The sequence below is a fragment of the Sellimonas catena genome (assembly GCF_027924685.1).
Classification (GTDB): domain Bacteria; phylum Bacillota; class Clostridia; order Lachnospirales; family Lachnospiraceae; genus Sellimonas; species Sellimonas catena.
The window spans coordinates 1-14943 of record NZ_BSBO01000049.1; the positions used below are offsets into that span (position 1 = coordinate 1).

Here is a 14943-nt window from a genome sequence, read left to right on the forward strand (position 1 = left end):
TATCTTCTGATCCTGCCAACGTCTTATTGTCATACCCAAACGCATGTTTATCTAACATATGTTCGATGAACATGCGTTCTTTTTTTTGACTGCTCCATAAACGCAATTTCCTATAAAGTAAAAAAAGCACCCCATCCGGTGCTATTATCTTTCTCATTGTTCTCTTCTTCCTTTGACGGCAAAAAATCTTTTACCTTTTCCGCCACACACTCTGCGATCTTTTCCACATCCAATGTCAACCGGGACTCCAACAATTGCGCCGGCGCAATTCCCGGATCTGCCAGAAGCTTCTCCCTGATCGTCCGGAACGCTGACTGGTTTACTGTTCCTTCTTCGCTTTTCAGCACCCCTGTGGCAAATCCATCGGTTACCGCTTCTTCCGCCGTGATCCAGCTTTCCTCATCCATCTTCTGTTTCAGCTCTTCTTCTGTGATGGAAACTCTGCTCATATATGCATTGATGGAAGCCTTTGTAATCTTATCCAGATCATCTGCCTGCTTTCGTAATTCATTTGCATTCCCATAACCATAGGACCAGGCATTGTGAATCATGAGAAGCGATGCTTCATTCATAATTCTCTCATCACCGGCCATAAAGATCACCGATGCTGCGGAACAGGCAAACCCATCACAATATGTAGTCACCTTCATCTTACTGTTTTTCAGCGTATTATAGATTGCCAGTCCTTCCGCCACTTCTCCTCCATAGGAGTTGATATGGACTTTGACTTCCTCTGCTTCCAGTTCTTCAAGATCTTTGACAATACTATAAGCATCCCTGTCTTTTTCCTTCCATGGATAACTTGTAATATTTCCAAAGATATACAGATCAGCAGAAGTTCCCTTTTTTTCTAACGCATAATACTTTGGCATGCTGCACTCCTTTCCTTTTATTTGCTATTTAACCCATAGCTGGGAGATAGTGGATCACCTCCTTTCTTGTGTGTGTTTAATCGCCTGTGTTTTATGCTTCACCCTTCTCACCTCCCAGATCATTGGTATAATTCTTTGTGATCACACGTTCCTGACTAAACTCCGTATTCAATTCTTCCCATCCGACGGTTGTTCTGATTTCATCAAAGTTAAATCCAATACTCCGTAATTTGTCCAGATTTGCTGCACTTTCCAAAATATCTCTATGTTTAAACCTGGACATGTCCACCCAGATACGTTCTCCTGCAAGATAATCTTTTTCTCCTACCAATTTTGCATTGAAAGAATCGTTTAAAAGCTCCACAATCCAACCAACCGCATAGGTAATAAACTCATTGGTACTGTCCGCTTTCTCTGTAATTTCTCCCAGAAATACTGCTTTGGGAATATCAAATGCAAACGCACATTCTGTGAAGATTTCATTTGCCATCTTGACAATATCCTCGCTGGAGATATTGGATTCCATTTTCAAAGAGCTGAGTTTCATTCCATTACTGTTCTGTAAAATTTCAATATTATCGGATTTCAACAGCTCTTTGATTTTCTGTTTGTACATATCAATGGAAAGCATTTTCATATTTCCATTTTCATCTTTGGTTTGAATGACTGGAACGGATGCGGGTACATCCAAAGTAAATTTAGGTGTGCTTTCCATCTTTTTTGCAGATACAAGCGCGCTTGTCACATCATCATACATCTTTAAAACCTTTTCCAAATATCCCCGAATTTTATCATTCTGTGCTCTTAAATGGATCACGTCATCCGCCAAGAAACTTTTATCTAACATAAGTGTTTCTCCATTGGCTTTTATAGTTACATTGCTGTATCGTTTTGGCAACATAACTGCATTGTCATCCGTATAGGAATCTGCAATGTACAAATGATCGCCCACACGGCAGATCAGACATTCCCCGTATGTAAGGAGCTTGTCAATCGCACTGATCCAGAAATCCGTTGCCGTTTCATTTGGATTTGGTCTGATATTTAAAATCCAATATATATGGTCCTTCTTTCTTCCATCCTTTCTCTGAACAATAAACTCACTTTTCGCAATTGCATGGGAAATCATCCCTTTTGCCTTCTGTATCGCCATCTTTGATAATTCCAGTTTCTTTATTTCGACGGTGATCATATCCATGTACGACTGCTGCTCCCCATTTTTGTTCTGAAATAAAAAATCAAACATACATTATCACCTCCTTTATCAGATCTTTTGAAAACATCGCAGCCAGGAAAGCCATGAAACCATCGTTTTTTCTCAGTTTCGGCTCAATCTTCCTGTACTGTTTATTCCCGAATTTATCTGTTGTCACCTCTGTATTATTGGTATACCAACGCATAATTGCGGACTGTCCAAAATTGATTTTCCCTTCTGCAAATAACTTCTCGATATCCGGAGCAATGATCCCACACACGGAAGCAATTTTCCGGATCAGCCGAAGCTGTCCATATGGATTCTGCTTTGTCTCCTCCTGTATTCCATATGTCTCAAATATTTCCTTAAACAATGTGTACCGGTATGTATCCATGGTGATCTTAATAACTGCATACTCAGACATCCGGTCAATACACCATCGGACAATCATCTCCGGTGGAATCACGGGACCGTCTACAATTTCATAGTCCTGGAACTCCGGCAGCCCTATATTTTTTCTAACCGGGAATTTAATTGAATCTAAAAATGGAGACTGCGCACATATCCATGTGTGCTGTCTCCAAATATATTCTCCATCTTTTTCCGTGAGGACTCCTGCAGACGCGAAGTCTCTGACGTCTGCATAATCAAGGGCCAGAATGGCCATTCTCCCCTTTGTTTCCGGAGTCTTCCGCGGAGTTTTCTTTTTTATATCATCATAACAACATCTTAGAATATTCTCCCAGGAAGCAACGGTCTCTTCGTCATTTCTGTCAGGCCAGTTCATCCTCTTTGTGATAAACTCCGGACGTTTGCTCGGCAACTTCTGCATTTCCAGATAGTCCTGAAGAATCTGGTGTGCAAGAATCGGCATATATTCCATAGATGGATTTGCCTTGTGCCAGGCTTCCTGATCATCCACCTCTTCAATACTGTCAATTTTACAGATGAATGGGAAATAACCTAACGGGTTGTCTCCCGATTCCAGTATTTCTTCCATCAGATCAAGGAGCTCGTCCAATGGTCCTTCTCTTACGTATCCATTGGTTGTAATAATGAACTCTCGTGGATGTCTTACCTTTCCAAATGCGGATTCAAACACATTGATCTGATCGTAATTTTCATAAGCATGGATTTCATTCAAAACCAGACAGCCCGGACGTTTTCCATCTTTTGTCTTTGCATTGGAAGTGTTGTATCTCAGTTCCGATTTTGTGGCTACATTCGTAATCAGCTCCTTTGTTACTTTGAATTTTCCTTTCATGACCGGAACATCCATAGCATCATAAGCTACTTTAAAGGTATCTTTTACCTGCTGCTCCGAGTTTGCTACAATTTCAACATGATAATTTTTCACACCATACAAGGGTGTCTGGAAAAAATTTACGATTGGAACAATAAAACCGTCTTTGCCATTTCCTCTTCCCATCATTACAAAAAACTTTGGAAAGATTGGAATATCCTCTTTATACATAAATGCAAAAGCATATATGAATTTCTGATATGGGAAGAGTTTATAATAATGTTTTTCGCAGTATTTTAAGCAGTTTTGATAGGTTTTTTCGTCAAAAAAAACATCATTTCTCCGCAATGTCGGCAAAACGATGTTCTTGATCAGAAGCGATCTCTCCTTATTGATTTTTTTCGGATTATCCTCTGCATACCTAAGATATTCTGCAATTTCTTTACAAACAATCATTACAGATAATCATCCTCTGTTGAAGAATTTGAAAGAGGTTCTTTTAGGTTCAGATCATTTAATATTTTCAGCATGGCAGTTGTGATCTTTGGCAGATTTGTCACGGATTCATTGGGTTTTTCTACATTGATCCCATTTCCGTTGATTGTCTCATAACGTATTCCTTTTTTCCGTATATCTGCAATCAACTTCTTTTTGAGACTCCAATAATCCATGTAATCACTGACCAGATCCAGATAAAAATCAGATGTTTTATTTTGTAATCTCAGCTGCTCTAAAAGTGATTCTTTTATCTCTGTTTTTGTCACACTACCACCTCTTTTCTCACATTATAGGGTACCCCTTTCACGCGCGCGAGGAAATTTCTCCAGAGTCGTGGCCACATCCCCGTTCTCCATTTTCAAAAAATTTGTCGAGAATTCACCCGGGGGATTCGAAATTTTTTTCTTTTCCAACTTTGCTCACCATCTTTCCTCAGTCACTGTTTTTTTCTTTTTTACAAATCTTGTTGGTTGCCGGCCATGTCTGATGTTATGACATCGCGTGCACAGACTAATAAGGTTATCTTCCTCAAAGGCAAGATCCGGATAAGATCTCAACTCTTTGATGTGATGAACCTGTGTTGCTCTTCTGATCTTGGCATCTTCTCCGAATAATCTTTCTCCTGTTACTGCTGCCATCCGCAGCCTTTGAATACAATCCTGGCATTCATACCGATCCCGTAGTAGTACTCTATCACGGACCTGCTGCCATCTGCATGAATTATAGATCTTCTTGACTTCTTGATCCGTCATCTACGTGTTTTTGACCTCATAGTTTAGCATTATGCTGCTCTGCTTGCATGGGTTCTTCCGCAAATATCCGTTCTATGCATAAGGCAACATAATTTTTGCCGATAGGAGTTCCAGTCCGCATCTTCCATACATGATTCGTTTTATCATTTTGGTTCTGTTATTAATTCCTTCAACAAACCCATTACTCAGCGGGCTGACAACTGCATTCTCAACTGCATCTATATCTCGTTCCAATCCTTTTGCAAAACTGGCAATAGATACAAATTCACTTTTTTTATATCGCTCAATAAACAGATACAGACGAGGTATACTTTTGTATATAAAGATATGTCGAAATTCATTTATACAGATCTGTAGTTTTTGTATGATTGGATACTGCCGGTAAAGGCTATCCCGATTAATCGATTCTATTGATTTATTCATCCAAAGCAGCTTGATAATATCTTGTTTCTTAATTACCACTGTTTTGGCTGTAAGTGTTTTGAGAGTTTCTTTATCTCCTGCTTTCGGACCTTTTCTGTATCTGCTAATATCATCTCCCCTTTCGTGCGCTAATTCTTTCGCATATTTTCTTATTGTAGAGTTTCCTAATGGGCATCCTTTTTCTTTCATCTCCCTTGCTATACCTGCGGCATGATATCCTTCGTTCAGCAACTGGATAATTTCATCTTTATACTTATATAATCCTTTTTTTCTGGAGGGGCGTTTTAAATGGCATTGTTCAAGTGGATTACAATCTTTATATCGAATCACTGTACGCGTACTAATCCCTAATGTCGCTGCAATGTCCTTGTAATTATAATCAGCATCAAGCATTTTTTTGATATTTGTTAATAACTCAAGCCGCTTTTTCTCGTTTTCAGTAAGGTTATCCACATTGGATAGGATTTTTTTTACTATTATCACTCCCCACTGAGGGTTGCCTGCTTTTCTCTGTAATGTCTCCTGTTTTCTCACGATCCAGGTCCGATTCTACCCGTAATGTCTGCGGCAGGCTAGAAGAAATACATTTCTTGATTATTTCAAGAAGATTTTGATGGAGATGGAACCTATCCGCAATCTGCATCGTGTTAGGAAGTTCTTCCATTATAACCTTGGCATATGCAGATGCTCTGTCGCGAGTTACCATCTTTACCTGTTTATTCTTTTTTAACCATTCTTTTAGGGAGGAGCCATCCCTCCCCTCCAGTACCGCAATGGGTTTATGTGAATCTGTATTACAGATAACTGTACAGTATGTACTTCCCTTTTTTGTTGAAAAATCATCAATGCCAATACAGCTTCCCGCTGCTTCTATCCCCATCTGAGCAAATCTTTTTTTCAATATACGGATAATGGTATCACCGCTAACTTGGATTCCAAGATACCTGCATATGCGGGAAGCACCTTCACAGCTGGTTTCTAACGCTAATGTCGCTATAAAATCTTCGCACCGTTCCGTAAAACGCCCATAATAGCCCAGAAAATGATCATAGCGTTCAACAATAGTTTTTGTTGGACATTCCGCATTTTGGCATTCATATTCGTGTGCCGTTATGATAACTGATGTATTCTTTCCAAGAATCGGAAGATCTTGTACAGAACGTTCATATGTGCCATGGTAATGATTTGATATCTGGTGGCAATCAGGGCATTCACATTCATGTTTTTTTGATTTCAATCTAATCAGTACACCTGTATCGTTAACACTACAATCGTTGATATCAAAAATCTCTTCCGAATAAAATAAACGCATATCTAATTTTAAAATAGACTCCAATTTTCAACCCTTCCCGTAACATTTTCTAAACAAATATTACTTTGTTTTGACGAATATTTCAATATAAGAAAACGGATATTTGCGGAAGAACCCAGCCAAGGAGAGCATTAACACTTACTCAAATTTTCTATAAGATGTCCTTGAATTTCACATATTAGGCCATGACTCTTTGTAATTCAGCCATTTACTCGAATCAGCAGACCTCTTTCAAAGTATTTTCGATCTTTTTATTACCCTGAAAGCATACAAAAAAAGCCACCCAGAATAAGCCGGCCTGATTGACTTTATAATCGTAAATCTGAACTATATCTATGCCACTCTAAGTATCTTCATGTGATTTCTAGGATGCATATCTCGTAATATTTCTGCTTGTTTTTTTGCAGCTACATGTATATAAATCTGTGTTGTTTTTATTGAACTATGACCGAGTATCTGCTGTACACAACTCACATCCACCCCTTCCTCAATCAAATACGTTGCAAAAGAGTGTCGAAACATATGTGGAGTAATATTTCTTTCAATGCCTGCTAATTTAGCATATTTTTTCAACATTATTCTTATCGATTGTTCCGTGTATCGGTTTCCCCGGTTGTTGATGAAAAAAAATCCGCTTTTTCTAATTTCCTTTGAATTCTGATCATAATATTTTTTAAGAATATCCAAAATCTCTGTAGCAGCAATATGTATATATCTTTCTTTCCCACCTTTTCCCATAATCTTTATAAGTCCTGTATTAAGATTCACACTGTCTGCTTTTATATTGGATATTTCATAAACTCTGGCACCTGTAGCAAAAAGTGCTTCTATTACAGCTACATCTCTCAGCCAATATTTATATCCTTTTTCTTTTCTTTTATTTTCCATTTCATACATACAATTCAAAAGCTTTTCTATTTCTTCACGCGGTATGATTCTGGGTAGCACTATCGTTTCTTTAAATTTTACTTTTATTTTTCGGAAAGGGTTGTCTTCAATAATTTTCCTTTCTTCTAAATAATTGTAGTATGCTTTTAATGAGGCTATTTTTCGCTTTATAGTCTTTTGTTTGTATTTCTTGTGCAGTTCTGTTACATACTCTTCTATTTTTTCTTTATCAAGAAAATCTTCCAGTACAAATCCAAAAAACTGTTTTAAGTCAATTCGATATGCTTTTAATGTCTTCTCGTCTAATTCTTTTCTGAATTTGCAATATTCCAGATATTTTTTTATCTGTTGAGTGTAATTCATCTTCTAATCCTCCATACTTTTTTCTGTAGTTTATCATAAAATTACACTTCATTCACTTCCCGGAATTGTAAAGAAAAGATAATTAGCAGTTATCCTTATTGATTTAAAAATGGAGGTGTCGATGAAACGTGTATTGGTAACGGGTGGAGCCGGATTTATCGGTATCCATCTAGTCAAAAAACTTTTAGAGATGAATTACCAGATTACAATACTTGATAACTTAGATCCTCAGGTTCATGGGCCTAATGCAAAATTAGATCAATCTGTTAGTCCACATGTTTCTTTTATTCTGGGAGATATCTCTGATTATCACACATGTGAGCAAGCTGTTCAAAATCAAGATATCATTATACATCTGGCATCTGATACAGCAACCGGTCAATCTATGTACGAGATTACCAAATGTACGAAGAGCAATATCGACGGTATTGCAAATCTTTTACAAGCAATCTTCAATCTACATACAAATGTAAACAAAATTGTTCTCGCTTCGTCCAGGGCTGTTTATGGAGAAGGTAAATATATTTGCCCGAAATGTGGAATAGTATATCCAAACGGTCGCTGTGTAGAAGACTTAAAACAGCATATTTATGATCCTCGTTGTCCCAAATGCAATGGATTTTTAAAACAGACGGCAACCTGTGAGGAATCTGAGTTAAAACCACAATCTATCTATGGAGCAACAAAGATTACGCAAGAATTATATCTTCGCACAATATGTAAAGAAATGGATATTCCTTATACCATTCTAAGATTTCAGAATGTTTATGGTGAAGGTCAATCTCTTATCAACCCATATACAGGTATTCTATCCATCTTTTCATCGAATATTATGTCAGAAAAACCTATTGAAATCTTTGAAGACGGACAGGAATCCAGAGATTTTGTTCATGTAGAAGATGTTGTAAGGGCGGTTTTACTTGCAGTTGAAAATAATACTGCCAATACAATTTTTAATGTTGGAACCGGACATAGCACAACATTATTAGAATTGTCGAAACTCCTCTATTCTTATTATGATAAACATCCTAACTATCATATTAATCATCTGTATCGCTCTGGAGACATTCGGCATAACTATGCGGATATAAATAAAATTAAACATATACTTGGATATGAACCGCAATTATCTTTAGAAGAAGGACTTCTGAAATTTACAAATTGGATTAAGCAAAAGAATTATTTTAATAATCACTATGAAGAATCGTTGAATATTATGAAAGGAAAAGGAATATTAAAGTCCTGGTATACGAAATGAAGATAAATGAATGCTTACATAGTTTTGTGATTCCCTATCACTCTAACCGTGAATTGTTGTATCTGAATCTTAGGCTTTTAGAACAAACATTGCCTTCAGACATAAAAAAAGAAATTATTATCGTTGCCAATAATAAAGATAAGAACGAGTTGGAGTTAGATCTTCCGGAATCAAAATATACTATAATCAAAGTAAATGATGATATTTTATATGCTAATGCTGTTAATATGGGGGTTAATGCATGCCATGGGGATATTGTCACATTGTGTGACGAGGATTTGTTTTACCTTCCCCACTGGTATGAACCGCTATTTGCGAAATTGACTTCCAGCCGCTTAATTGGAGCTGTCAGTTCAAAATTAATCAATCCGTCAGACAACACCATTCAGGATTTTGGGGTTGCATTTTCTCCATACAACATCAATCACCCCACACTGGGGTTGCCGGCTGATCATCGGTATGCTGCTTTTGATCGTAAAGTTCAATCTGTATGCAGTGCAGTGTTAATGACAACAAAACACAACTATCAAAAGGTTGGTGGGATGGATGTTTCTATGTCGTATTTATGCTGTGATTGCGATTATGTAATTAAATTAAAAGAAATAGGGCTGGAAACGTGGGTCGTCGCAGATTCCAGAGTTTATCACAAAGGAAATACATCTTCCCGCAATACAAAAATCAGCAGATATTCCTATCTGGCCGCTGATGCCCGTTCTATGTTTTACGGGAAAAACTACTATAAAATTGAAATTGATATGGATGAATGGATACATAAAGTGGGAGAAATGTATCGATCCGATCATGAAATACTTCCTCAATACACAATGATTAATATTTCCAGTTTTTTCAGTAACAATTGGTACTATGAAACGATTAAAAATGCATTATCTATTGAATACTATGATATTTATTCGTTTAATCCTTATGAACGCTGGATGAAACAACTACAGTTGTATGATTACATTCCCCTAAGCTTTATTAAGCATACCGCACCTGTAATTTATTTTGTTGACCAGTTAAAAAGTTTAAGGGATAATAAAATCTGGGTTCATTTAAGAGATACTTCCAGAGATATTGCTGTTGACTTTCACGGGAATATTCTATCTTTTCAAGACATTCAAAAATTGTATTAGTTTCAGGGCTTCTTGCACATGAATTTCTATGCAGGAAGCCCTAATATTTATTATATATTTGGGTAATTTTCCTTTCCGTCTAATGATTGTATGATAGATTTGGCCCTGTAATTATTCCTAAATATTAAAAATTGTTTTTTGTCCATCGAAAATAAACGTTTTGCCATAAGACAATGATTCTCCTTTTTTAAATAGTTAATTGGAAAATTCTTTTGGTCTATATTTAATTCACGGAATTTTATCAACATATCTTCTGTCAAAAGATCAATAAATGTATCCTTATGTAATATAGTCAGGTCAAATGCCTGCAGATAAGCTTCTTTATAAAATTCATATGTATGCTCCGAATCATTAAGGCATGCATATAATTTCCCGCGCAGGTAATTAATATAGGTCATGTTATTCTTTCCAAGCATTAGCAGAGCTTCTTCTGCATGCTGCAATGAATTATGAACGATTTCATAGTCTGTTCTTTTCAGCAAATAATAGATTGCTTTAGCATAATAAAAAAAACGTTTGAAATAGATAGCCTGTTCATTATATTTGCCATGTTCGATATAATCAAAACCTTTGTCAAGTAATTGAGGGATCTCATCTGTCTGTTGACGAATCAACGCCATTTGAATCCTATGCTCGATATAGTGAAGTGTCATCACTTTAATGTGGTATTTTTTCACCAAATTACAACAGGACTCCCAGTAGTCAAGAACTCTCTTTTTATATTTGATATGACAATAATAATAACTTCCCTTATCATAGCAGTTTTCGGCTAAAAACTGCCGGTTTTTCAGAGTGCGGGACATATACAGCGACAAATTGATATAGTGCAGATGTTTTTGATGTCTGACACAATCCGGAAAATGTTTGTAAGCAACCGACAAACGATTGTAAATAAAGGTAATGTTACTGCGTATTTCTTCCGTGGAGTTGGATTTTTCCAGAATTTTATAGCGATCGAGATACTTTAAGTATAAAGAAATAACATCTTGGTAATAGGTAAGCTGTTGATTTATTTCGCCATAAAAAAATAATAATTCTCCAAAACGGTTATAGTAATACCTGTCTTCAAAATTTCCGTTTTCTAATGTACCGAACAGTTTGCTTATCATATCGTATGCAGCTTTGTTTCCTATACGAAGTTTCAGTTGCTTTGCAATAAAATACACCAAATCATACCATTCATTTTTACATATAAAACTTTCATAACTTTCCAATATTGCTTTCATACAATTCTTGTAATAACTATAAAATATCTTGTATGGAATTTCTATATGTATACCTGCTTGTATGATCGTGACCAGTTCCTCAGTCGTATAATTTTTTGAATACAAAATACAGAGATTATATACTATCGGATAAAAGTTTTTTAAATGTTTATAACCTGTCTTTGTTAAATATTCATAGGCTATATTATCAAAATCTGAAATGTATTCGCAAAAGAATTTCTCCATCAGATCATGAATAAAGGTATATTTGTCGGTATTGACTGTTTCTTCCCGTTTTAAGATATGATATTTACAAAGATCCTTTAATAATGCAGTATTTAATCTCAGACTCATCAGTAAATCTTTATCACACTCTCCAAAAATATGAACTATTGAGAGCAAGTTAATATAATTGTCTTCATTTGGATGGTGTTGGATAAAGAACTGCCATCGTCTTTCAATATTTCCTTCTACACTGTCTGGCAAATTTGTTAATTCATCTTCGAAAAGCACAGGATTTTGGATTATGCAACGTGACTCTGAAAAAGTAACGGATTTGAAATTACGAAAAACTTCAACAATACACTCAATATAAAAAGGAAGCAACGATGTTTTATCGAGAATTTTCTGAAAGAGGGCATCATAATTAGCATTATTAATTCCCAGCAATTGTTTGATGAATTCCAAAGCACTTCCCGGACTATGAAAACCATCCAAAAACCATGTGGCCATTCTACAGACATTGGTATTTTGCAGCTGCTGAAATAAAAATTTAATTTTTGTGATATCTGTATTTTCAGAAGCATAGTCCGTATTGATACTGAAAGCCAAAAATAGTGAGTTTCCTCTTCCACAGTTTTTCACATATATAATTAATTTTTCTAAAAAATGCAAAAGAGGATAATCAAAATACTGAATATTGTCAATGATAAGCGCATATTTCCCCTGAATCATACGTTCAAATATTAATTCTCCATACTGATCCGTTATATCCACAGAACTAATCTTATTTTGATTCATTTTATACAGCATTTCAAAAATATCCGAAAGGGAATCCGATGCATCCTTAATGGTAAAGGATTGCATAATCAATTCTTCACTCACTTCAAACAAAATATAAATAATTTCTTTTAAAATGTTTTTCCCAGAATCATGTTCTACTCCGATAAAATTTAATACCCGATAATTGTATTTAACCAAGAGTGAAAGCGTTTCTTCAAGAGTTCTTGTCTTTCCGGTTCCACTGCTCCCTATTAACAGAATGCCAGATAATACATTTTGATTAAGTATTTTCTGTTCCAATACATAAAGAATATTTTGATAAAAAGAGTCAAGAAACACTGACCTGTGTAGCAGGTCGCAGTGAAAATTTAGCCCTCCCAACTTTTTTTCTTTGGTATAGCCCCCTTGTTCAATATTCACAATTAATTGCGGTAGTTCCAATTGAGCTTTGTGCGATATAATTTTTAAATTAATACTGTGAAAACATGTTTCGTTGGGTGTAATTTCTGCGGAGTAGAAATAGTTTATTATCTCGCTTCGTTTCATGTGTTCATCTAACAATTCAAAGCACAGCAGATCTTTACAGTCCGGATTAATTTGTACTGTAATAGCGGCATTATTTTTACTACTATTATTAATACCGTATATATGAATTATATAAAATTATATATATCTTTTTAACTATCTTTTTATATCTTCTTAAATGTCCGCAAAGCCTTATTTTATCGGCTCTACGGGCATTTTGCTTTTGTGGTAAACCTCACATATCTAGGTCTATCTTCTTATATTTTCGCTATCAAGCGTGGTTAAAATCGTGGTAAATACTTCTATGCGATTAAACGCTGAACCTCTGATTTTGCAGTATCTATGGACGCATGAGCATACCAGTTCATTGTGATACTGATATTTGAATGTCCCATGATATACTGTAAATCTTTCGGGTTCATGTTCTTGCTTGCCAATCTTGTGCAGAATGTATGGCGTAGCGTATGCGGTGTGATATGTGGCAAAGGGTTATCCTTATGGTGCTTGTTGTATTTCTTTACCATACGGACAAAAAGCATATTGTAATCAATCGCAACTTTGGGCTTGCCTTTCTGATTGACAAATAGGAAGTTGCCCCGTCCATCTATCACAAATGGTTCTGCCTTTGGGCGTTTCTTCATAACCCGTTGAAATGCTTGTATCGTTTCCTTGCTTAATGGCACTTGCCTTGTTCCGCTTTTTGTCTTAGGCGTTTCAATATAATAACCTTGTTCCTTGCTCTTTAGTAACTGGTGGTCGATAACTACAACCTCATGGATAAAATCAACGTCCATGATTGTCAGTCCGCACAGTTCCGAGATACGAAGTCCTGTCTTTAACAGTATCAGCACATCATCATAATACTTGTGATACACATTGTCCGTCTTGATGAATGAGAGTAGGGCTAGTTCCTGTTCCTCTGTCAATGCGACTTTCTCTTTGGTATCATTTTCTAGGACTTCACTCAACTTGAAATCAAAAGGGTTTTTCCTTACACAATCGTCTTGTATGGCGATATAGAATGACGCTTTTAACGAGCGTTTATGGTTGTTAATGGTGTTATAGGAAAAGCCTTTGTCTTTCATGCGTAACGCCCATTCCTTAGCGTCAGAGGGTTTTATCGTATCAATGCTCCTAGCACCTAACTTGTCCTCTTTCAATAACCGCATGAGCTGTTCCCGTTGTTTCTGTGTGCTTTTCTTCACGTTTGCCCTCTGTGCGTTCTGTTTGGCGTAGAGTTGGCAAAGCGTCATTTTCTTGCCTGTGCTGTCGATACCGTCCTCAATATCCCGTCTTATCTGCTGTTCCAGTTCACGAAGTGAGGGTTTTTCCCGTTTTCCCTTTGGTGTCGGGTCTGTGGGTGTCAATCTCCAAGCATACACATATTTTGTGTTTCCAAATGCGTCCACATATTTATATAAGTATTTTCCGTCTGTTCGTTGGCTCTCTCCAGTATGCAAGATACGTCCTTTGCTATCCCGTCTTTTTTCTTTCATGGTGTCTGCTCCTTTCCTTATTGGAAAGAGCCTTGATATGACTTGTGTTTATCATAACACATACAAGGCTCATTTGCATTAGATTGCGTCCAATTTGTCAATGACCTTTTCAAACTGTCGGCGTTTAATCTGTATGCGGTTGCCATTCATAATGAGCCAGCCAGCGTCCTTGTTTTCCTCTGCCAAGCGTCTTAACTTGTTTTCTCCGATACGGAAATACTTTGACGCTTCTTCAATGGTAAGGGTGTATTTTTCCCATACAGGAATATCGTTGTTATTCATCAGATACCCCCTTTCCCATGTTTCGTGTCATACTGGATATAGGGGATAAGGTCGGTGCGGTCTATCCTCTGTAAGTGGGCGGTTAGTTTGCTGGAAAGGGAATTGCTGTATCTTGCCTTATCAAGCATAGTTCCCACTTTTTCCAGTCCACCTAATGCGTCATGTTCTTCCAAGAAGTAAAAACTTTTCACAGCGGAAATCACGCCACCCTCTGTGAGCCATTGCTGTGTTTCCTCAAGAGAATTATGTAGTTTCGGTACTTGCAGTTTTAAGACTTCCACAGCCCCTAAAAAGCGTTCCCAAAACCGACACGTTTTCCATCTGCTCTTATTACTTTCATTTCTGTTTGGCACGACAAAGCGTAGGTTGTGGTGTGGTATAAAAAAAGTTGACAGCTTATTCTCAAGGATTTCATAATAAAACCAAGAGAATAAGGAGGCATTCAAAGTGGCACGTAAATATGACCATGAATACAAAGTACAGGCAGTAAAACTTG

The 14943-nt window shown here is 36.7% G+C and carries 14 protein-coding genes; 2 read left to right on the forward strand and 12 right to left on the reverse strand.

The annotated features are described in order from the left end of the window. Nucleotides 1–110 precede the first annotated feature (110 nt). The 8 genes from Selli1_RS16795 to Selli1_RS16825 form a co-directional block, all read right to left on the reverse strand. Nucleotides 111–872, reverse strand: coding sequence for a head maturation protease, ClpP-related (locus Selli1_RS16795; RefSeq protein ID WP_281874137.1), 762 nt, complete (start codon nt 870–872; stop codon nt 111–113). A 91-nt stretch (nt 873–963) separates the two neighbouring features. Then, nucleotides 964–2118 (reverse strand): phage portal protein, encoded by a 1155-nt coding sequence (locus Selli1_RS16800; protein WP_281874139.1) that lies wholly within the window; start codon nt 2116–2118, stop codon nt 964–966. After that, nucleotides 2111–3766, reverse strand: coding sequence for a terminase TerL endonuclease subunit (locus Selli1_RS16805; RefSeq protein ID WP_281874141.1), 1656 nt, complete (start codon nt 3764–3766; stop codon nt 2111–2113). The genes Selli1_RS16800 and Selli1_RS16805 overlap by 8 nt, the downstream gene beginning before the upstream one ends. Continuing rightward, nucleotides 3766–4074, reverse strand: a complete 309-nt coding sequence (locus Selli1_RS16810) for a P27 family phage terminase small subunit (RefSeq protein WP_281874143.1) — start codon at nt 4072–4074, stop codon at nt 3766–3768. The genes Selli1_RS16805 and Selli1_RS16810 overlap by 1 nt, the downstream gene beginning before the upstream one ends. 153 nt (nt 4075–4227) lie before the next feature. Then, nucleotides 4228–4560 (reverse strand): HNH endonuclease, encoded by a 333-nt coding sequence (locus Selli1_RS18725; RefSeq protein ID WP_405593892.1) that lies wholly within the window; start codon nt 4558–4560, stop codon nt 4228–4230. A gap of 72 nt (nt 4561–4632) precedes the next feature. Then, nucleotides 4633–5466 carry a transposase gene (locus Selli1_RS16815; protein WP_087169189.1) on the reverse strand — a complete coding sequence of 278 codons (834 nt, stop codon included), beginning with the start codon at nt 5464–5466 and terminating at the stop codon, nt 4633–4635. Further along, entirely contained in the window at nt 5429–6319 is an 891-nt protein-coding gene (locus tag Selli1_RS16820; protein ID WP_281874145.1) for a transposase, read from the reverse strand. Before Selli1_RS16820 ends, Selli1_RS16815 begins: the two co-directional genes overlap by 38 nt. A gap of 309 nt (nt 6320–6628) precedes the next feature. Beyond that, nucleotides 6629–7546 (reverse strand): tyrosine-type recombinase/integrase, encoded by a 918-nt coding sequence (locus Selli1_RS16825; RefSeq protein ID WP_281846059.1) that lies wholly within the window; start codon nt 7544–7546, stop codon nt 6629–6631. Between the two features lie 121 nt (nt 7547–7667). On the opposite strand from Selli1_RS16825, the gene Selli1_RS16830 reads away from it, so the two are divergent. Next, complete coding sequence (locus Selli1_RS16830) at nt 7668–8804, forward strand: SDR family NAD(P)-dependent oxidoreductase (RefSeq protein ID WP_281846039.1); 1137 nt, start codon at nt 7668–7670, stop codon at nt 8802–8804. Then, nucleotides 8801–9937: a glycosyltransferase family 2 protein gene (locus Selli1_RS16835; protein ID WP_281874147.1), complete on the forward strand. Its 1137-nt coding sequence runs from the start codon at nt 8801–8803 to the stop codon at nt 9935–9937. The genes Selli1_RS16830 and Selli1_RS16835 overlap by 4 nt, the downstream gene beginning before the upstream one ends. A 50-nt stretch (nt 9938–9987) precedes the next feature. Here Selli1_RS16835 and Selli1_RS16840 read toward each other — a convergent pair whose 3' ends face one another. The 4 genes from Selli1_RS16840 to Selli1_RS16855 form a co-directional block, all read right to left on the reverse strand. Then, entirely contained in the window at nt 9988–12690 is a 2703-nt protein-coding gene (locus tag Selli1_RS16840) for a hypothetical protein (protein ID WP_281874149.1), read from the reverse strand. Nucleotides 12691–12971: 281 nt separating this feature from the next. Continuing rightward, entirely contained in the window at nt 12972–14165 is a 1194-nt protein-coding gene (locus Selli1_RS16845; RefSeq protein ID WP_015536407.1) for a site-specific integrase, read from the reverse strand. Nucleotides 14166–14243: 78 nt separating this feature from the next. Then, a complete protein-coding gene (locus Selli1_RS16850; RefSeq protein ID WP_002610247.1) occupies nt 14244–14447 on the reverse strand; it encodes an excisionase in 204 nt (67 codons plus the stop codon). Further along, a partial coding sequence (locus Selli1_RS16855; protein WP_281874153.1) for a replication initiation factor domain-containing protein occupies nt 14447–14943 on the reverse strand: 497 nt, incomplete at its 5' end. The genes Selli1_RS16850 and Selli1_RS16855, both read right to left, overlap by 1 nt.